The organism is Brevibacterium renqingii (genome assembly GCF_017808095.1).
Lineage (GTDB): Bacteria > Actinomycetota > Actinomycetes > Actinomycetales > Brevibacteriaceae > Brevibacterium > Brevibacterium renqingii.
Window position 1 is genome coordinate 164592 of record NZ_JADBHG010000004.1, and the last position, 15081, is coordinate 179672.

Annotated in this window: 10 protein-coding genes; 6 read left to right on the forward strand and 4 right to left on the reverse strand. The window is 66.3% G+C overall.

Going from position 1 to position 15081, the window contains the following annotated elements:
* Nucleotides 1-133 precede the first annotated feature (133 nt).
* Both IIE29_RS09805 and IIE29_RS09810 read left to right on the forward strand, forming a co-directional pair.
* On the forward strand, nt 134-3496 hold the full coding sequence (locus IIE29_RS09805) for a PD-(D/E)XK nuclease family protein (protein ID WP_209325064.1): 3363 nt from the start codon (nt 134-136) through the stop codon (nt 3494-3496).
* Complete coding sequence (locus tag IIE29_RS09810) at nt 3496-6681, forward strand: ATP-dependent helicase (RefSeq protein ID WP_209325065.1); 3186 nt, start codon at nt 3496-3498, stop codon at nt 6679-6681. Before IIE29_RS09805 ends, IIE29_RS09810 begins: the two co-directional genes overlap by 1 nt.
* A 45-nt stretch (nt 6682-6726) precedes the next feature.
* On the opposite strand, the gene IIE29_RS09815 is transcribed toward IIE29_RS09810, so the two are convergent.
* Entirely contained in the window at nt 6727-7911 is a 1185-nt protein-coding gene (locus tag IIE29_RS09815) for a protein kinase family protein (protein ID WP_209325066.1), read from the reverse strand.
* A 159-nt stretch (nt 7912-8070) separates the two neighbouring features.
* Between IIE29_RS09815 and nudC the strand changes: the two genes are divergently transcribed.
* Together nudC and IIE29_RS09825 are read left to right on the forward strand one after the other, a co-directional pair.
* Nucleotides 8071-9045, forward strand: a complete 975-nt coding sequence (gene nudC, locus IIE29_RS09820; protein ID WP_209325067.1) for an NAD(+) diphosphatase — start codon at nt 8071-8073, stop codon at nt 9043-9045.
* The gene (locus IIE29_RS09825) at nt 9042-11081 is read left to right on the forward strand and encodes an ATP-dependent DNA helicase UvrD2 (RefSeq protein ID WP_209325068.1); all 2040 of its coding nucleotides are present in this window, start codon (nt 9042-9044) and stop codon (nt 11079-11081) included. Before nudC ends, IIE29_RS09825 begins: the two co-directional genes overlap by 4 nt.
* Here IIE29_RS09825 and IIE29_RS09830 read toward each other — a convergent pair.
* Nucleotides 11058-11960 (reverse strand): hypothetical protein, encoded by a 903-nt coding sequence (locus tag IIE29_RS09830; RefSeq protein WP_209325069.1) that lies wholly within the window; start codon nt 11958-11960, stop codon nt 11058-11060. The genes IIE29_RS09825 and IIE29_RS09830 overlap by 24 nt on opposite strands.
* A gap of 64 nt (nt 11961-12024) precedes the next feature.
* On the opposite strand from IIE29_RS09830, the gene IIE29_RS09835 reads away from it, so the two are divergent.
* Both IIE29_RS09835 and IIE29_RS17145 read left to right on the forward strand, forming a co-directional pair.
* Nucleotides 12025-12441, forward strand: coding sequence for a hypothetical protein (locus tag IIE29_RS09835; RefSeq protein ID WP_209325070.1), 417 nt, complete (start codon nt 12025-12027; stop codon nt 12439-12441).
* Between the two features lie 51 nt (nt 12442-12492).
* Nucleotides 12493-13044, forward strand: a complete 552-nt coding sequence (locus tag IIE29_RS17145; protein WP_343071863.1) for a M48 metallopeptidase family protein — start codon at nt 12493-12495, stop codon at nt 13042-13044.
* Here IIE29_RS17145 and IIE29_RS09845 read toward each other — a convergent pair.
* Together IIE29_RS09845 and IIE29_RS09850 are read right to left on the reverse strand one after the other, a co-directional pair.
* A complete protein-coding gene (locus IIE29_RS09845; protein WP_209325071.1) occupies nt 13028-13582 on the reverse strand; it encodes an NUDIX hydrolase in 555 nt (184 codons plus the stop codon). The genes IIE29_RS17145 and IIE29_RS09845 overlap by 17 nt on opposite strands.
* Nucleotides 13583-15064: a zinc-dependent metalloprotease gene (locus IIE29_RS09850; RefSeq protein ID WP_209325072.1), complete on the reverse strand. Its 1482-nt coding sequence runs from the start codon at nt 15062-15064 to the stop codon at nt 13583-13585.
* Between the last annotated feature and the right edge of the window lie 17 nt (nt 15065-15081).

The window sequence follows — 15081 nt, forward strand, 5'->3', positions numbered from 1 at the left end:
TCTCTGTTGTGGACTCGACATTCTTCAATGCTACGCGACGTCCTGCCCCTCACCGGGCATGCGGGTCAGTCGGCGACGCGCCGGATCCGGGGGCGCGAGGAGCCGTGTCAGCTGCTCGTGGTGGAATACGAGTATGGAAGAGATGACGGAGGAGATGGGCGGCATTCTGCTCGGCGGCGGCTGCGTGAACATCATCGGTCGACCTGGCACCGGGAAGACGAGCCTGCTCGAATCGCTCTACTCGCATCTGGTGACCCGGATCGCTCCCGCCTCCGTCCTCGTGCTCACTCCCGACCGTGAGCATGCAGATGTGCTGCGCAACCGCCTCGAGGTGCCTGCGGATGCAGTGCTGTCGGCCGCCCCCGCCCGCAGCCTGTCCTCCTTCGCATACGGGATCTGCCGAGCCGCGCACACGACGAGAACCGGAGAGGACCTCGAATTCATCTCCGGAGCCGACCAGGACGTGTTCCTCGCAGATCTCCTCGCCGGTCACGAGCTCGGCCACGTCCGCGCGCCCGTCTGGCCCGCGGAGATCACCGCAGAGGTACGGTCGACCTCGGCGTTCCGCACCGAAGTCAGGGACGCACTCAACCGCGTGATGGAATTCGACTTCGGTCTGCGTGTGCCCGAGCCGGCGGACAACGGTTCCGAATCCGGTGAGTTCGTCTTCGACTATGGACGCAGCGCGCTCGATCGAGTCCTCGCACAGCATCCCGATCCTCGGTGGTCGGCCGTGGCCGAGATCCTCGACGAATATCTGGGCATCATGTCGATGCCGGGCTACGGAGGGATCGACTCCGCCACCGTCCTCGCCCTCGCAGCCTTCGAGATCTTCCGCGAACCCGCCGAGGTGACCGCGGGCAGACCGTGGACCTTCGCGCCCGATCCCGTGCCGACGGTGGTGCTCGCCGACGCCGTGCAGGACTTCCCGGCGGCCAGTTGGGGGATCCTCGACCAGCTGAGGCGTCGGGGCAGCGCACTCGCCCTGTTCGGAGCCCCGGAGACGGTGACCGGCCGCTTCCACGGTGCGGACGCCTCGATCATCGACCGGGCCACGACGGACACGCAGTTCGATACCGTCGTCCTTGACCGGCAGCGGGACGCCCATCCGGGACTCACCCGGGTCGTCGACGGCTTCGGCGGCAGGATCACCACTCGCTGGTCCCTGGGACACATGCCCAGACCTCGCCCGCAGGCCGCTGGGGACGGCGCCGCTGGGGCAGGGGACCGGTCCGCTGGTCCTGAGGTCGCGGGCTTCGCAGAGCCCGCACGGGCCGGCGCCCCGGCGGGGGACGACGCCCCCGTGGAGGCGGATCCGCAGTCCGATCCCGAAGTACGGGTGGAGACCCACGTGTTCGAAGGACATGCCTCGGGGCACCGGTATCTGGCCCGACGGATCACGAACTTCGTGGAGAACGGGCATTCCTGGTCGGATGTCGCCCTGATCTGCCGCAATTCGACGACTGCTCGGACGATCGCGAACGAGCTGCGCGCCTCGGGAGTCTCCATCGCCACCCTGATGCAGCCGCTCAACGTCGACCCGGCGACCGCCCCGCTCCTGCAGCTGCTCTCGACGCCCCCGGACTTCGACGACGATGAGTCCATCGCCGAACTCGCCCTGTCCTTGGCCGGCAGCATCTATGTCCGACTCGACCCGGTGCAGATCCGCCGCTTCAGACGCACCGTGCGCAGACTGTTCCCCGCGCCCAGCAGCACGGCCTCGCTCGCCCAGGCCCTGCGCAGTCCGATCGGCGATTCGTCCCCCCAGGGTCTGGCGACGATCTCGCGCATGCTCCATGCAGCGGCCGAGGTCGGGACGGCAGATCCCCATCAGGCTCTGTGGACGATCTGGGAGGCCGCCGGAGTGGCCCAGAGGTGGCAGACCGAGGCGCTGCGGGATCCGGAGTCGGTGACCCACGGCTACCTGGATTCGGTGCTGCGCCTGTTCGCGCTGGCCGAGAAGATCGCTGACCGCGGTGGATTCACCGCTCGCTCCTTCGCCGGAATCGTCGCTGAACAGGACATCGCGCAGGACTCCCTGGCCGACACCGCCGGATTCGCCGATCATGTGCGGGTCGGTACGCCCGCCTCGCTGGCCCATGTGCGGGTGCCGTTGGTCATCATCGCCGATGTCAACGACGGAGTCTGGCCCAACCCGAAGCTGCGCGGCGGCATCCTCGGTCTCACCGATCTCGCCTCGGTGCTGGCCACCGGGGTGACGGTGACGGGAGACCCCGGATACCACTCGCACGCGAAGCGAACGAATCTGCGCGAGGAGGGCGAACTGTTCTACACCGCATTGAGCCGGGCTCAGGAACAGGTGATCGTCACGGCCGTGACGGATGCGGAGACCGAGCCCTCACCGTTCTTCGACGTTCTGGCAGCCGGGACCGTCAGGGGCACCGAGGCGGCCGACGGCTACGCGATCACCCACGAGGACGAGCTGCCCCCGCTGACCCTGCCGGAGATGGCCGCTCATGCGAGAGCTCATCTGCTGCAGGCCGCCGCGCACCGCGCAGACGCGCAGCTGGACCCGGAACGCGGGAACGACGACCACTGCGAGGCCGCGCACAAAGCCGAGGCGGCCTCTCCCGACGAGGAGACTCGGACCTGGGCACAGCTGATGAGAGCTCTGTCGGCGGCGAGCTCGGCGGTCGAAGGGCCGGAACGGTGGCGCGAATCCGAGGACATCACCTCGACCGAGCCGCTCTACACCTCCGCCGACACCGTTCGGGTCTCGCCATCGCAGGTCGAATCGTTCACCGATTGTCCCCTGCGGTGGTTCCTCACCCGCAACGGCGGGGACCGCCCGAGCTCCACAGCTCAGAACCTCGGCACCATCATCCACGCGGCCGCCGAGAAGCATCCCGAAGGGCCGACCTCTGCGCTCCGCGCCTATGTGCAGCAGGAATTCGAGTCACTCGAGTTCGACGCGGACTGGGAGCGCGAGCGCGAACTCGACGTGGCGATGAAGATGGCCGACCGCCTCGGCGAATACATCGTGAACGCCCCCGGCAGGCTCGTCGGAGTCGAAGCGCAGGTCTACGCCGTCGGCGTCGACGCCGAGGGACGGCAGTGGAAGGTCACCGGCCGCCTCGACCGGGTCGAGGAGGTCGAGGGCGGCCTGCGGATCGTCGACTTCAAGACGGGCAGGAACGTCGTAGCCGGAAAGGAGATGGACCGGCACGCACAGCTGGGCGTGTACCAGGAGGCGATCAACTCGGGAACCATCACGGTCGGAGAGGATCAGAGGCTCGACGCTCGCGCCTTCGGGGCCGAACTCGTCTTCCTGCGCAACTCCTCCCGCACCGTCAGGGAGCAGCCGGCCCTCGAGATCGCTGACGATCCGGGGTGGGCACGAGAGCTCATCTCCGACGTGTCCGGCCGGATGCGAGCGGCGACCTTCCCCGCCCGAGTGGAGCCGCAGAAATGTCAGAGCTGTCCCGTCCGTTCGTCCTGCCCGGCGATCGGACCGAAGATGCTGGAGGAGAACTGATGCGTTTCAGCGCCGAGCAGCTCGCGCGACTCACGGCGGCCGACCCCGCGCAGGCTTTCCCGCCCAGCCCCGAACAGCGGGTCATCATCGAAGCCGACCCGCAGCAATCGATGAAGGTCACCGCCGGTGCGGGGTCCGGCAAGACCACCGTCATCTCCCAACGGGTGGTGTGGCTGGTGGCCAACGGGTATGTGTCCCCGGAGGAGATCCTCGGACTCACATTCACGCGCAAAGCCGTCGGCGAGCTCGGAGGACGCATCCGCGTGCTCCTGTCCCGACTCCGGCACAGGCTCGGGCAGGGCCAGGACCTGTCGCTGCCCGGCCTGGACAATCCCACAGTGTCGACGTACAACTCCTATGCCGCCTCGATCGTGAGCGAACACGGGGTCAGCATCGGCATCGAACCCGAGACGGTGCTGCTCGACGATGCCGCCGCACACACCCTCGCGGGAAGCCTCATCGACTCCACACCCCCGGACGAGATCCCAGGCAACTTCTCCCGGGAGACGATGATCGGCGACATCATCGCGCTGGCTGGAGCCATGAACGATCATGGGCGAAGCGTCGAGGAAGTCACCGACTACCTCGAGCAGTGCCTTGCCGCACTCGTGTCCAGCAAGGGCAAACCGGTCGACCCGAACGGACGACGAGCGAAGATCGAGGCGAAGATCAGAACGGCACGATTGGCTGATGTCTATATGCAGGCGAAGCGACGGAACCTGGCCATGGACTTCTCCGACCAGGTGAGATTCGCGCAGCGGATCATCGACCGCGTGCCGGCCGCAGCCGAAGCCGAGAGAGCCCGGTGGAAGATCGTCCTCCTCGACGAGTTCCAGGACACGTCGGTCGCCCAGCTCAAACTGCTGCGCGACCTCTTCCACTCCACCGCCGTCACCGCCGTCGGAGATCCCAGGCAGGCCATCTACGGCTGGCGAGGTGCCAGCGCCGACAACATGATCCGCTTCTCCGCGGACTTCAGCGACGTCGAATCGCTGACGCTGAGCACCAGTTGGCGCAATGACTGCTCGATCCTGCAAGTGGCCAATCGCATCGCCGACGGTCTGAGCGACAGCAGCGAGACCCCGCTGTCTGCCCGCGACGGCGCCGGCGACGGGCAGGTGAGCATCGAGATCAGCTCGGGTGCCCATGATCCGGACTACCTCACCAACGGGCTGAGAGCACTCACCGAATGGTTCCGCACCGTCCCCGAGGGCTCGACCAAAGCAGTGCTGTGCCGCAAACGATCACATTTCGCCCCCGTCGCCGCCGCTCTCAAGGTCGCAGGGTTCGGAGTCCATGTGCACGGATCGTCCGGGCTTCTCAGCGATCCCTTCGTCGCCGACCTCAGGGCGGTGCTCACCGTGGCCGTCGACCCGATGGCCGGCGACGAGCTCATGCGGCTCATCAGCGGGCGCATGCTCGGACTCGGCGCCGGCGACATCGCCGGACTGCAGACCTTCACCCGCAGGCAGACCGAACGACGTCAGGCGGAGCGGGGCGGAACCGGGACCGACCCGGAGGAAGTCATCGTCGAAGCCATCGACCAGGCGACCATCGTCGAGGGCCTCGACGAACTCATCGACGTCCGACGCGCCCTCGACCAGGGTGCGCGATCGGCAGCGGAGAAGACGCTGGCCGGGGACTTCCAGGGCGCGGGGCTGAGCCGAGAAGCGCTGCACCGACTGGTCAGACTGGCCCGGGCGCTGCGCACCATCCGGTCCGGGACCGGGACCATCTCCGCGATCATCCGCACGGCGATGTCGGAGACCGGCATCGACTCGGACATCTGGGGGCTCAGCGGTTCCCTGCGCAATCTGCACAGGTCCGCCGTCGATTCCTTCCTATCGGCGGCCAGCCAGTACTCGGCCACCGACGATCGCCCCTCGATCGCCGGCTTCCTGTCCTGGCTCAGCCTCATGGAGGCTCACGATGCACTCAACACGGTGGAGCCGACAGCCGCTGCCGATGCGATCAACATCATGACCGTCCACGCTTCGAAGGGACTGGAGTTCGATGCAGTCGCCGTCCCCTCGCTCGTGGTCAAGGACTTCCCGACTGAACCGCGTGACAAAGAAGGATGGATGGAGCGCACGGCCCTGCCGTATCCGCTGCGCGGCGACCGAGCGCATCTCGTCGACTTCGACCTGCGAGAGGCCGAGTTCGAGACGAAGAAGGCACTCGACGAGTGGATCGGGGACTTCATCCGACCGCGCATCGCCGAGGCCCATGTGGCCGAAGAGCGGCGTCTAGCGTATGTCGCCTTCACCCGTGCCAAACGATATCTGTGGCTCGGTGCCGAGCTCATGGGCTCGAGAACTGTACCCGACGAGCCGTCCCCGTTCCTCACCGAGGCGATCGAAGTGCTGGGAACGGAGGTGGAGATTCCCGAGCCGGCGGACGAATCGGCGGAGGACAGAATCGAGACCACCCCGTGGCCGGTCTCGCGCACCAGCCAGGTCGCAGCGGCTCAGAGAGCTGCCGACTGGGTCGACGAGAGCCCGAACGTCGGTCTGGAGGCCCTGACGGAAGAACCCGGCCCTGTCGGACGCTATGCGGCACAGGCTCTGCGCATCGGAGATCGACCCGAGACTGGTTCGGCCGCATGCATGCCCGACCGCCTGTCCGCGACAGCGATGGTCGCCTGGCGGCGTGACCCGCAGGGCTTCCGCACCCAGACGCTCCGACCGATTCCGACGCCGCCCAGCCGGGCGGCCGAGATCGGCACCGCCTTCCACTCGTGGGTCGAACAGCATTTCGGGCAGTCGAGCATCGACATCGGTGATGATGAGTTCTCGCGACCGATCGACGCGGACACGATCGAACGGCTGCAGAGGACCTTCCTGGGCTCCGAATTCGCCACTCGAAGAGCAGACCATGTGGAGATGTCGTTCGAACTCGTCCTCGGCAGGTTCCGGGTTCCCGGCAAGATCGACGCCGTGTTCATCACCGACGGGCACGCCGAGGTCGTCGACTGGAAGACCTCGAAGAAGCCCGAAGCCGACGTACTCGAAGTGATGAAGTGGCAGCTGGCGCTCTACCGGTTCGCGATACTGCGCGCGCACCCGGAGATCACCGAGGTGACCGGAACCTTCTTCTTCGTCGGCAGCGATGAGATCGTGCGCTTCACCGAGCTTCCCGACGAGGACGAGGTCATCCGATGGCTGGAAGACAATGACATCGCCTGAGTGAACCTCGGCCTGCAGGAAGACCGCTCTCAGGGATCCGGAGACTCAGGGGCGATCCGATTGCCGGCCGGTGTCGTCTTGTCCGTCCGAGGCCGGGTCGATGTCGGGTGCGGCATCGCCGGCGTCGGCGGTCGGTCGGGCCCGCGGGATGAAGACATCGCTGCGCTGTCTCTCGGTGATCGCAGCCTCGACCCCGCCGGCCTCCGAGTCCGCGGAACGCTCGGGTCGCGGGGCACCGGGCGAGTCGTCGCCGGCGGCTGCGGAGGCTGCAGCGGAATCCGCGACGGTCTCCTCGCCCCGCCCACCGCCGGAATCGGAACCGGTGGCCGGAGCGGCGGCGAAGAGAACATCATTGAATGATGCCAAGAGGTCGGCGGCGTCCTGAATGGCGCTCTCGTCGCCGGAGTCGACGGCTTCGAGGAGCCAATCGAGCACAGCGAACTCGGCCAGGAGTTCGGCGCGGGCGACGACGTGATCATCAGCGCGGGGGCGGGAACTGAGATACTCCTCGAAGAACGTCGACAGGGCCGCCGGGTCGATGAGCGCGGAAGCCGCAGCCAGATCGACAGCAGGGTCCGCGACCCGCAGCCGACCGATCTCGGACAGTGCGAGCACCCGCTCCTGGTCCGTGTAGACACTCATCTCGTCGATGGATCCGTGGATCGGGGTGGCAAGGAAGTGCCAGAGAGCGACCTTCTCGAACTCCTCTTCCCAATGCTGGAGCAGAGCGGAGGGAACCCGTCCGGTGCTCGCGGCCTGATCGAGTCGTTCGAGGATGAGGAACTGCGACCGTGAGGGATCCTCGACCGGGAAACCCGCTTCGGAGACCGACTCGGGCGCGGCCGAGTGCAGCGTCGCCAGAGCCTGTGCCAGCGAGCTGGCCCGAGCCGTGTCGGCGATGGGCACATCGCCCAGAGGCGCCCCGGGCAGCGGATCGACGAGGGTCACGGTCGTGGGAGTCGAGGTGCCGAAGTATTCGGCGTCGACCTCGGTGAGGGCCCGCAGATGCGGCCATGTGAAGTCGGCGTGCGGGTACATGGCATCGTAGATGCGCCCCGCCTCGGCGGCCGAACCGGTGTCCGCGGTGCGGTCGAGGTGGGTCTGAGCCGTCGCCACGAGCTGCTGCCGGTCGTCGGCCAGCAGGACTCTGACACCGTCGTCCAGGGGCGGCAGGGGTGTCCATTTCGTCGGGGCGAAGCCGTCGAGCATCGTCGCCGCGATCGCAGTCAACTTGAGCGCCTTGTTATCCACCTTTCCCAATCTACCGTCTGCCCCGCGCTGAGACACGGGACGCGCCGCCGAGCGTGTCAGCCGCAGCCGAGCAGGACGGCCGGACGGTGCTCGCTCGCGGGCCGGGACGTGTCAGAGCCCTGAGATATCGTGGAGAGCATGAAGCCATTGCCTCTCGTGCAGCCGATCAGCCTAGCCCGCCATGGAATCGATCGAGATCATCTCACCCGGGGAGGGGACGGAGATCTGACTGAGATCTGGGAGTCCGAAGCGGTTCCGGTCTTCGAACATCGCGGGAGTCTGCTGGTTGCCGCCGGTGGGCTGTTCCTCGGCGACCGCGATCTGGTGCCCGAGGGCCAGACCGAGATCTACCTCGGCAGGGATGCTCAGGGGGCGCGGTACATCGGCGTGTCACTCGATGACGCCGGGCGCAGCCGCCTCGATTCCGCTTTGGAGATCTTCCGTGCCCGTGACGCCAGTGACCTGCTCACCGCCCCCGGCGGCATCGACAGCACCGAGCCCGTGTGGCTGCCCCTGCGACAGCTGGCCGAAGCCCTCGACGACGTGCAGGTGTCCCTGGCCTGTGAAGTCGTCGGAGTGGGGAATTGGCATCGCGCCCATCAGTACTCTCCGCGCACCGGCGCTCCGACCGCACCGGCGCTCGGCGGTTGGGTGCGCCGCGACCCGGAGACCGGCAGCGAGCACTTTCCGCGCACGGACCCCGCCGTCATCGTCGTCATCGTCAACACCGATGACGATGGTGTCGAACGTGTGCTGCTGGGCAACAACGCGGCGTGGGAAGCCGATCGGTATTCGCTCCTGGCCGGGTTCGTCGAACCCGGAGAGACACTCGAACGCGCGGTGATCAGAGAGATCTGGGAGGAGGCCCACCTCGAGGTCACCGACCCCAGGTACCTCGGGTCCCAGCCGTGGCCTTTCCCCTGCTCACTCATGCTCGGATTCTCGGCCGAAGCTCCCAGTCGCGAATTCGCCGCCGACGAGGCTGAGATCGCCTCCCTGAAATGGTTCACCCGGGATGAGCTGCGCACGGCCATTGCGGAGAAGGCCGTGCGCGCCCCGTCGACCGTCTCCATCGCAGGCCAACTCCTGTACAGCTGGTTGGACAACGCGTGAACGCTTCGGCCACGGCCCTTCTCGAGGCCCTGGACGAGGAGCAGCGAGACGTCGCCACCCACTTCGACTCTCCGGTGATCGTCCTCGCCGGTGCCGGCACGGGCAAGACCCGAGCCATGACGCACCGCATCGCCTATGGGATCGCCACCGAGGTGTTCCCGCCCAACCATGTCCTGGCCCTGACCTTCACGGCGAAGGCGGCGGGGGAGATGCGCTCGCGCCTGCGCGGACTCGGTGTGCCCGCAGTGCAGGCACGCACGTTCCACTCCGCAGCTCTGCGCCAGCTGCGCTACTTCTGGGATCGTTTCGCCGAGGGGGATTTCCCCCGCATCATCGAGAACAAAGTCGGCATCATCGGGTCGGTGATGCAGAGCCTCGGAATGGAGACCAGTCGGGAAATGACCCGAGACGTCGCCTCCGAGATCGAGTTCGCCGCGGCATCGCTGCTGGGCATCGAAGACTATGCGACGAAGGCGGCCGCACGCGATCTGCCGGGACAGCTGGGCGTCGAGGACATGGTCCGGATCTTCGAAGCCTATGGTGAGGCGAAGACGCGAGGACGGCTGCTCGACTTCGACGATGTGCTGCTGGTGCTCTCCGGGGTCCTGGCGGAATATCCGGCGATCGCCGCAGAGATCCGCGACCAGTACCGGCACTTCGTCGTCGACGAATTCCAAGACGTCTCACCACTCCAGTTCGATGTGCTCTCCCGCTGGCTGGGCCCTCGCGACAATCTGTGCGTCGTGGGCGATCCCGCGCAGACCATCTACTCCTTCGCCGGCGCCGATGCGAGCCTGCTCGGATCACTCAACACCACCATGCCCGAGGCCAGAACAATCCGACTGGTCCGCAACTATCGGTCCTCACAGGCGATCGTGACCACCGCCAACAGCCTCCTCAGACATACGTCGAAGAGTGCTCTGACCCTTCGAACGGACAATCCTGTGGGTCAACAGCCGAGCATGGTCGAATACCCGACCGATGAGGCCGAAGCCGCAGGAGTGGTCGATGCGATCTCAGCAGAGATCCGAGCAGGACGTCGCCCTCGGAACATCGCCGTGCTCTTTCGCACGAATGGACAGAGCCCAGCCTACGAGCAGGCACTGGCCGCAGCAGGGATTCCCTACGTGCTGCGGGGAGGGGAGCGCTTCTTCGCGCGCAAAGAGGTCAAAGAGGCCGTGCTCATGCTCAAGGCCGCACGAGTCACGTCTTCCGGCCGCCCGCTTCCCGAAGCCGTCGTGGAAGTGCTGGGCTCCCTCGGCTTCACTGGCGAACCGCCGGGCCCAAGCGCCAGCCGGCAGAGATGGGAATCTCTCAAGGCCCTCGTCGACCTCGCGGAGGGACACCAGGCCGGCCAGGAGCTGCCGGTGCCGATGGAGACCTTTCTCGCCGATCTCGCCGATCGTGCCGAGCACCAGTTCGCTCCCGACATCGAAGGCGTCACTCTGGCGTCCTTCCACGCCGCCAAGGGACTCGAATGGGACAGTGTGCACCTGGTCGGCCTCAGTGAGGGGCTGCTGCCGATCAGCTACGCACAGACGCCGCGGGCCATCGCAGAGGAACGGCGCCTGTTCTATGTGGCGTTGACCCGTGCCGGCAGACAGCTGCGGATGAGCTGGTCGCTCGCCCGCTTCGACTCCAAGCAGAAACCCCGCCGATCATCCCGGTTCCTCTCCGAACTCGGACAGCTCGACCAAGCTATGGGGCAACCACGGAAAGCCGATGATACGGCCGTTCTCAATCGCTGCAGCCGGTGCGGACGCACACTCGTGTCGCAAGTCGATCGCGCCCTCGGGCGCTGCTCCGACTGCCCCGCCGATGTCGATCTCGAACTGCTCGACCGGCTGCGGCGCTGGAGAGTCCGGGTGGGGATGGAACAGGGTCTTCCGCCCTACCTGGTCCTCACCGACACCTCTCTGTCCGTCATCGCTGAGAACCGTCCACGTGATCTCGACGAGCTCGCCCGTGTGCCCGGCGTCGGCGCGACGAAACTCGAGCTGTACGGAAAGAGCCTACTGGACCTGCTCTCCGACTGATCCGAAATCCGGCACGGGTGCACGGCAGTGACAGCGATCGTGGAAGGCCAGCCCTTCCTCACTGACAGTTCCTGCATCGAGCGAGATGATGCGACGCACTGGGTCGAGCTCTGGCCGCAGCAGGGCATGTCGCAGCAGCTGAACGGCATGTGCCGCGCCGAGGACACGAGCGAGAGGGTCGGACAGGCTCTCGCGCTCGGGGAGCGCACGGATGCGCGAATGCTGATCGAGCCACCCCGCGTCGGCGTCCTTCCGGTGCAGACAGGAACAGACTGTGCACGGTGTGCGTCCGGGGCGGATGAGGCCCGTGATCTCCACAGCGGACTCGCCGAGGACCACTTGGCAGTGATCGACCTCACGGTCGCTGAGCCACATGGCCGAATGGAGATCGGGAACCAGGTGCGAACTCGTGATGACGAGCGGGGCGGCCATGAGGTCGAGTTCCTCGATGCGCCCTGCTGAGGAGATGGCAAACCCGGTGGCAGCGAGGTGGCCCTCGAGAATGGCCTGCAGCGGCCCGGTGACGAGCACTGGCCGAGAGGCCAGGGCCTGCGAGACTCGGCCGGGAGACAGGCCGTAGCTGTGGGCAGCTGCGAAGACGGGAGAGCCCTTCGGCACTGCACCGGTGTCCGCACCGTCGGGAATGAGCACTCCGGCTTCGCCGAGCAGCGTGATCAGGGAACTCGCTCGGCCGAGATCGGCGCCGAGCTCTTGGGCGCGGGCATAGAACTGGGACGAGCCGATGCCGAGCCGGAGATCTTCGATGAGAGTGGCATCGGCCGGGAGCAATCCGTCGATGAGGATCGGATCGTCCGCGCCGAACTGAATGCACGAGGACGAACGCCACGTGATGGGAACACTGGGAAATATTCTGAACATCGGGGCCCCTTCGCCTCGCCTGCTGTGAGGACTTCCACAGTAGTGAACGGCGAGGGGAATGGCCATGGAGCACGAGAAGCTGTGGACAACTCTGTGGAAAACGATTGAGGACAGGCCGGAAAGCGTCTTCCGACATGCCCTCAACCGCATGATGCCCCAGGCGCTCGCGGAGACTCGTGCGGCTTCCCCTTCCGCACGCATCTCCGGGTTTTCCGGGGTCAAGCATAGAACTTATTCTGCATTCGCCCTCGCGTCAATGCGTCCTCATGCACAGACACGTCAACAGCTTGTGGACAGTCTGTGGATATCACCGCAGAGATTGTGGAGGAAAGGTGCCTTGAAAGCCGCCGAGGCTGTTGATGAGCGCGGCTCAATGAGGGGCGAGCCCCCGCCGGGCAGGGAAATCGAGGACGCACGCGGCTGTGGACGGTCGCAGAGAGGACCAGTGAATCAGAATACTCAGGAAATTCACAAGGTGTGAGGACGGGAGCTCAAGCGGTTCTGCGTCAGTGAGGTTTCCTATGATGGTGCCGTGGCCAAGCGACAGCAGTGGAACGAAGAAGAGGTGCTCCGGGCGATCGCCCGCGGCGAGATCGAGGTGCGCAGATCGGCGCGCCGGAAGAAGACTGTGGCCGTCTCCAAGGAGATCGACACCTATGTGCTGCGCGCTCCGGTGCGCTACAGCGTGGAGGCGAACGTCCGGTCGCTGACCGATCTGCTGAATCGCCTCTCCGCACGTGACCATTCGTCCGCCGCTGACCTCGTCGAGGTCGCCGAGGAGATGAGCAGACGGTATTTCGAAGGACGGCTGCGTCCGGCGTCGATCAGGTGGGTGACGAATCAGAACATCAGCCGATGGGCGTCGACGACGACGTCGACAGGAGACATCCGGATCTCCCATCGGCTCCAATCAGTGCCGCGTTGGGTGCTCGAGACGGTGGTGGTGCATGAGCTCGTCCATCTGCAGATCGGTCCGCATTCGAAGGAGTTCCATGCGCTGGCGGATCGCCATCCGCGGCAGGCAGAGGCAAAACTCTACCTCGAGGGCTTCAGCGACGGAGAGCGCTTCAGCCGCAGGCGCTGAGGGATGCGACCGCAGACCGGTAGAGGTCGGGCAGTCGAGCCGGCAGATCGGGCATGAGGTCTGACGGCAGCTCTCCCAAGGGAAACCAGGCGACGTCGAGGGACTCCGCAGACGCGCTCGGCGACTCGGCCACCGATGCCCGGGCGGCGAAGACGACATCGAAATGACGGGTGCAGGCTCCGAACGCTGAGGACAGATCGTGGACATGCAGGTCGATCGGCGCAGGGGAGACCCAGGCGAAATCGGCCAGCCCGCTCTCCTCCTCGGCTTCCCTCCGGGCGGCCTCGCGGAGGGAGTGGTCGATCGGTTCGAGGTGCCCGCCGAACTGTCCCCACAGCTGCGCCTTGCCATGATGATTGAGCAGCACCGATTCCGCACTGGGATCGAACACCAGGCAACTGGCCGTGAGGTGGTGCGCGCCGCCGTCACGGCGCAGGGAGTCCGCTCCCTGCTGTGCGAAGAGTTCGGCGAACTCGGCGACGAACGGATTCGAGGGCGCCCGCCCGACCTCTCGGCGGGCAGCTTCGAGATCGATCAATCAGCGGCCGTCGGTCTCGTCGGATTCCGGGTCGTCTCCTGACGAGCCCTCGGATGACGAATCGTCGTCTGCTTCGCCGGTCGAGTCTTCGGTCGTCGATTCGGCCGGCCCTGAGCCCGTGACCGAGTCTGTGCCGTCGGCTTGCGACGGATCAGATCCGTCGGTGCCGTCTAGGCCTTCGGCGAGGATGCGGCTGAGTGCCTCGTCGATGCTCGACTCATTGGTCCACTCGGCCTGACGGCGCTCCGAGTACCCGAGCGGATCGTCGAGGTCCTGAGTGGTGGGCAGCAGGTCCGGGTGGGAGAAGACGTTGTCCCTGGCCTCGGCACCGCCCTGCGATTCGAGGTAGGCGAACAGGGCAGCGGCATCCCGGAGGCGCCGAGGGTTGAGCTGCAGGCCGACGAGGGTGGAGAAGGTCTTCTCCGCCGGTCCGGCGGTGGCGCGGCGACGACGCAGCGCCTCGCGGATCTGATCGCGGCCGGGCAGGTGCGCGCAGGCTTCGTAGACGACGACATCGACCCAGCCGGCGATGACGGCGAGCAGATTTTCCAGAGAGGTCAGCGCCTGCTTCTGGTCATCTGTCGTCGGCGGATTGAACAGACCCTGGCGGATGTTCTCGCTGAGATCGGAGATGTTCGACGGATCGATGTTCGATGCCATGTCCTCGATCTGCGAGGTGTCGACCTTGAGACCCTGTGCGTAGCGGGTCAGTGCGGTCTCGACTTGGGCGCTTAGCCACGGGGCGCGCTCGAACAGAGCGAGGTGGGCGAGCTCCTGAGCGGCGAGATAGATGCGGACCTCGGAGGCATCGACGTCGATATCGGTGGCGAACGCGTCCACGTTGGTCTCGACGAGGACGGCGGTGTCGTGAGGCAGAAGGGGCAGGCCCACCTCGGTGCCGGTCAGGACGCTCTCGGAGAGCGCTCCCACGGCCTGGCCGATCTGCATGGCGAACATCGAATCGCTCATCGAGCCGAACATCGACGATGCACCCGCGAGGATGCCCTTCATCTCTGCCGGAACCTGGGACTCGAGGGTCTCAGTCAGAGCCGTGGACATGTTCTCCTTGATGGGCAGCACGAATTTCTGCCAGCCCGGCATCGTCTCGCTGACCCAGTCGGCGCGGCGCAACGGAGTGGCCGTGCGATTGGCCACGGAGAATTCGGTCGCCTCGGCGAGCCACAGCTCGGCCAGACGGAAGGCGTCGGTGGTGGCGCGCTTCGCCTCCTCGCTCACCGCAGGATCGGGAGTCGGGACGGCTTTCTGCGCGATCGAGACCGCCTGGCCCTGCGGGTCGGCGCCCTGACCGAACAGGCCCTGCATCTGATTCATGATCGTCGCCATCATCGACGGGTCGATCTGGAAGCCCTGCGGCATACCGGACTCGTTCTTGTCATCGCCCTGACCGGGGCCATTGGCACCGAAGAGCATTCCGAAGATCTGCTCGAACGGATTCTGCTCGTTGTTGTTGTCATCGGTCATTGTTCTACAGCCCCCAA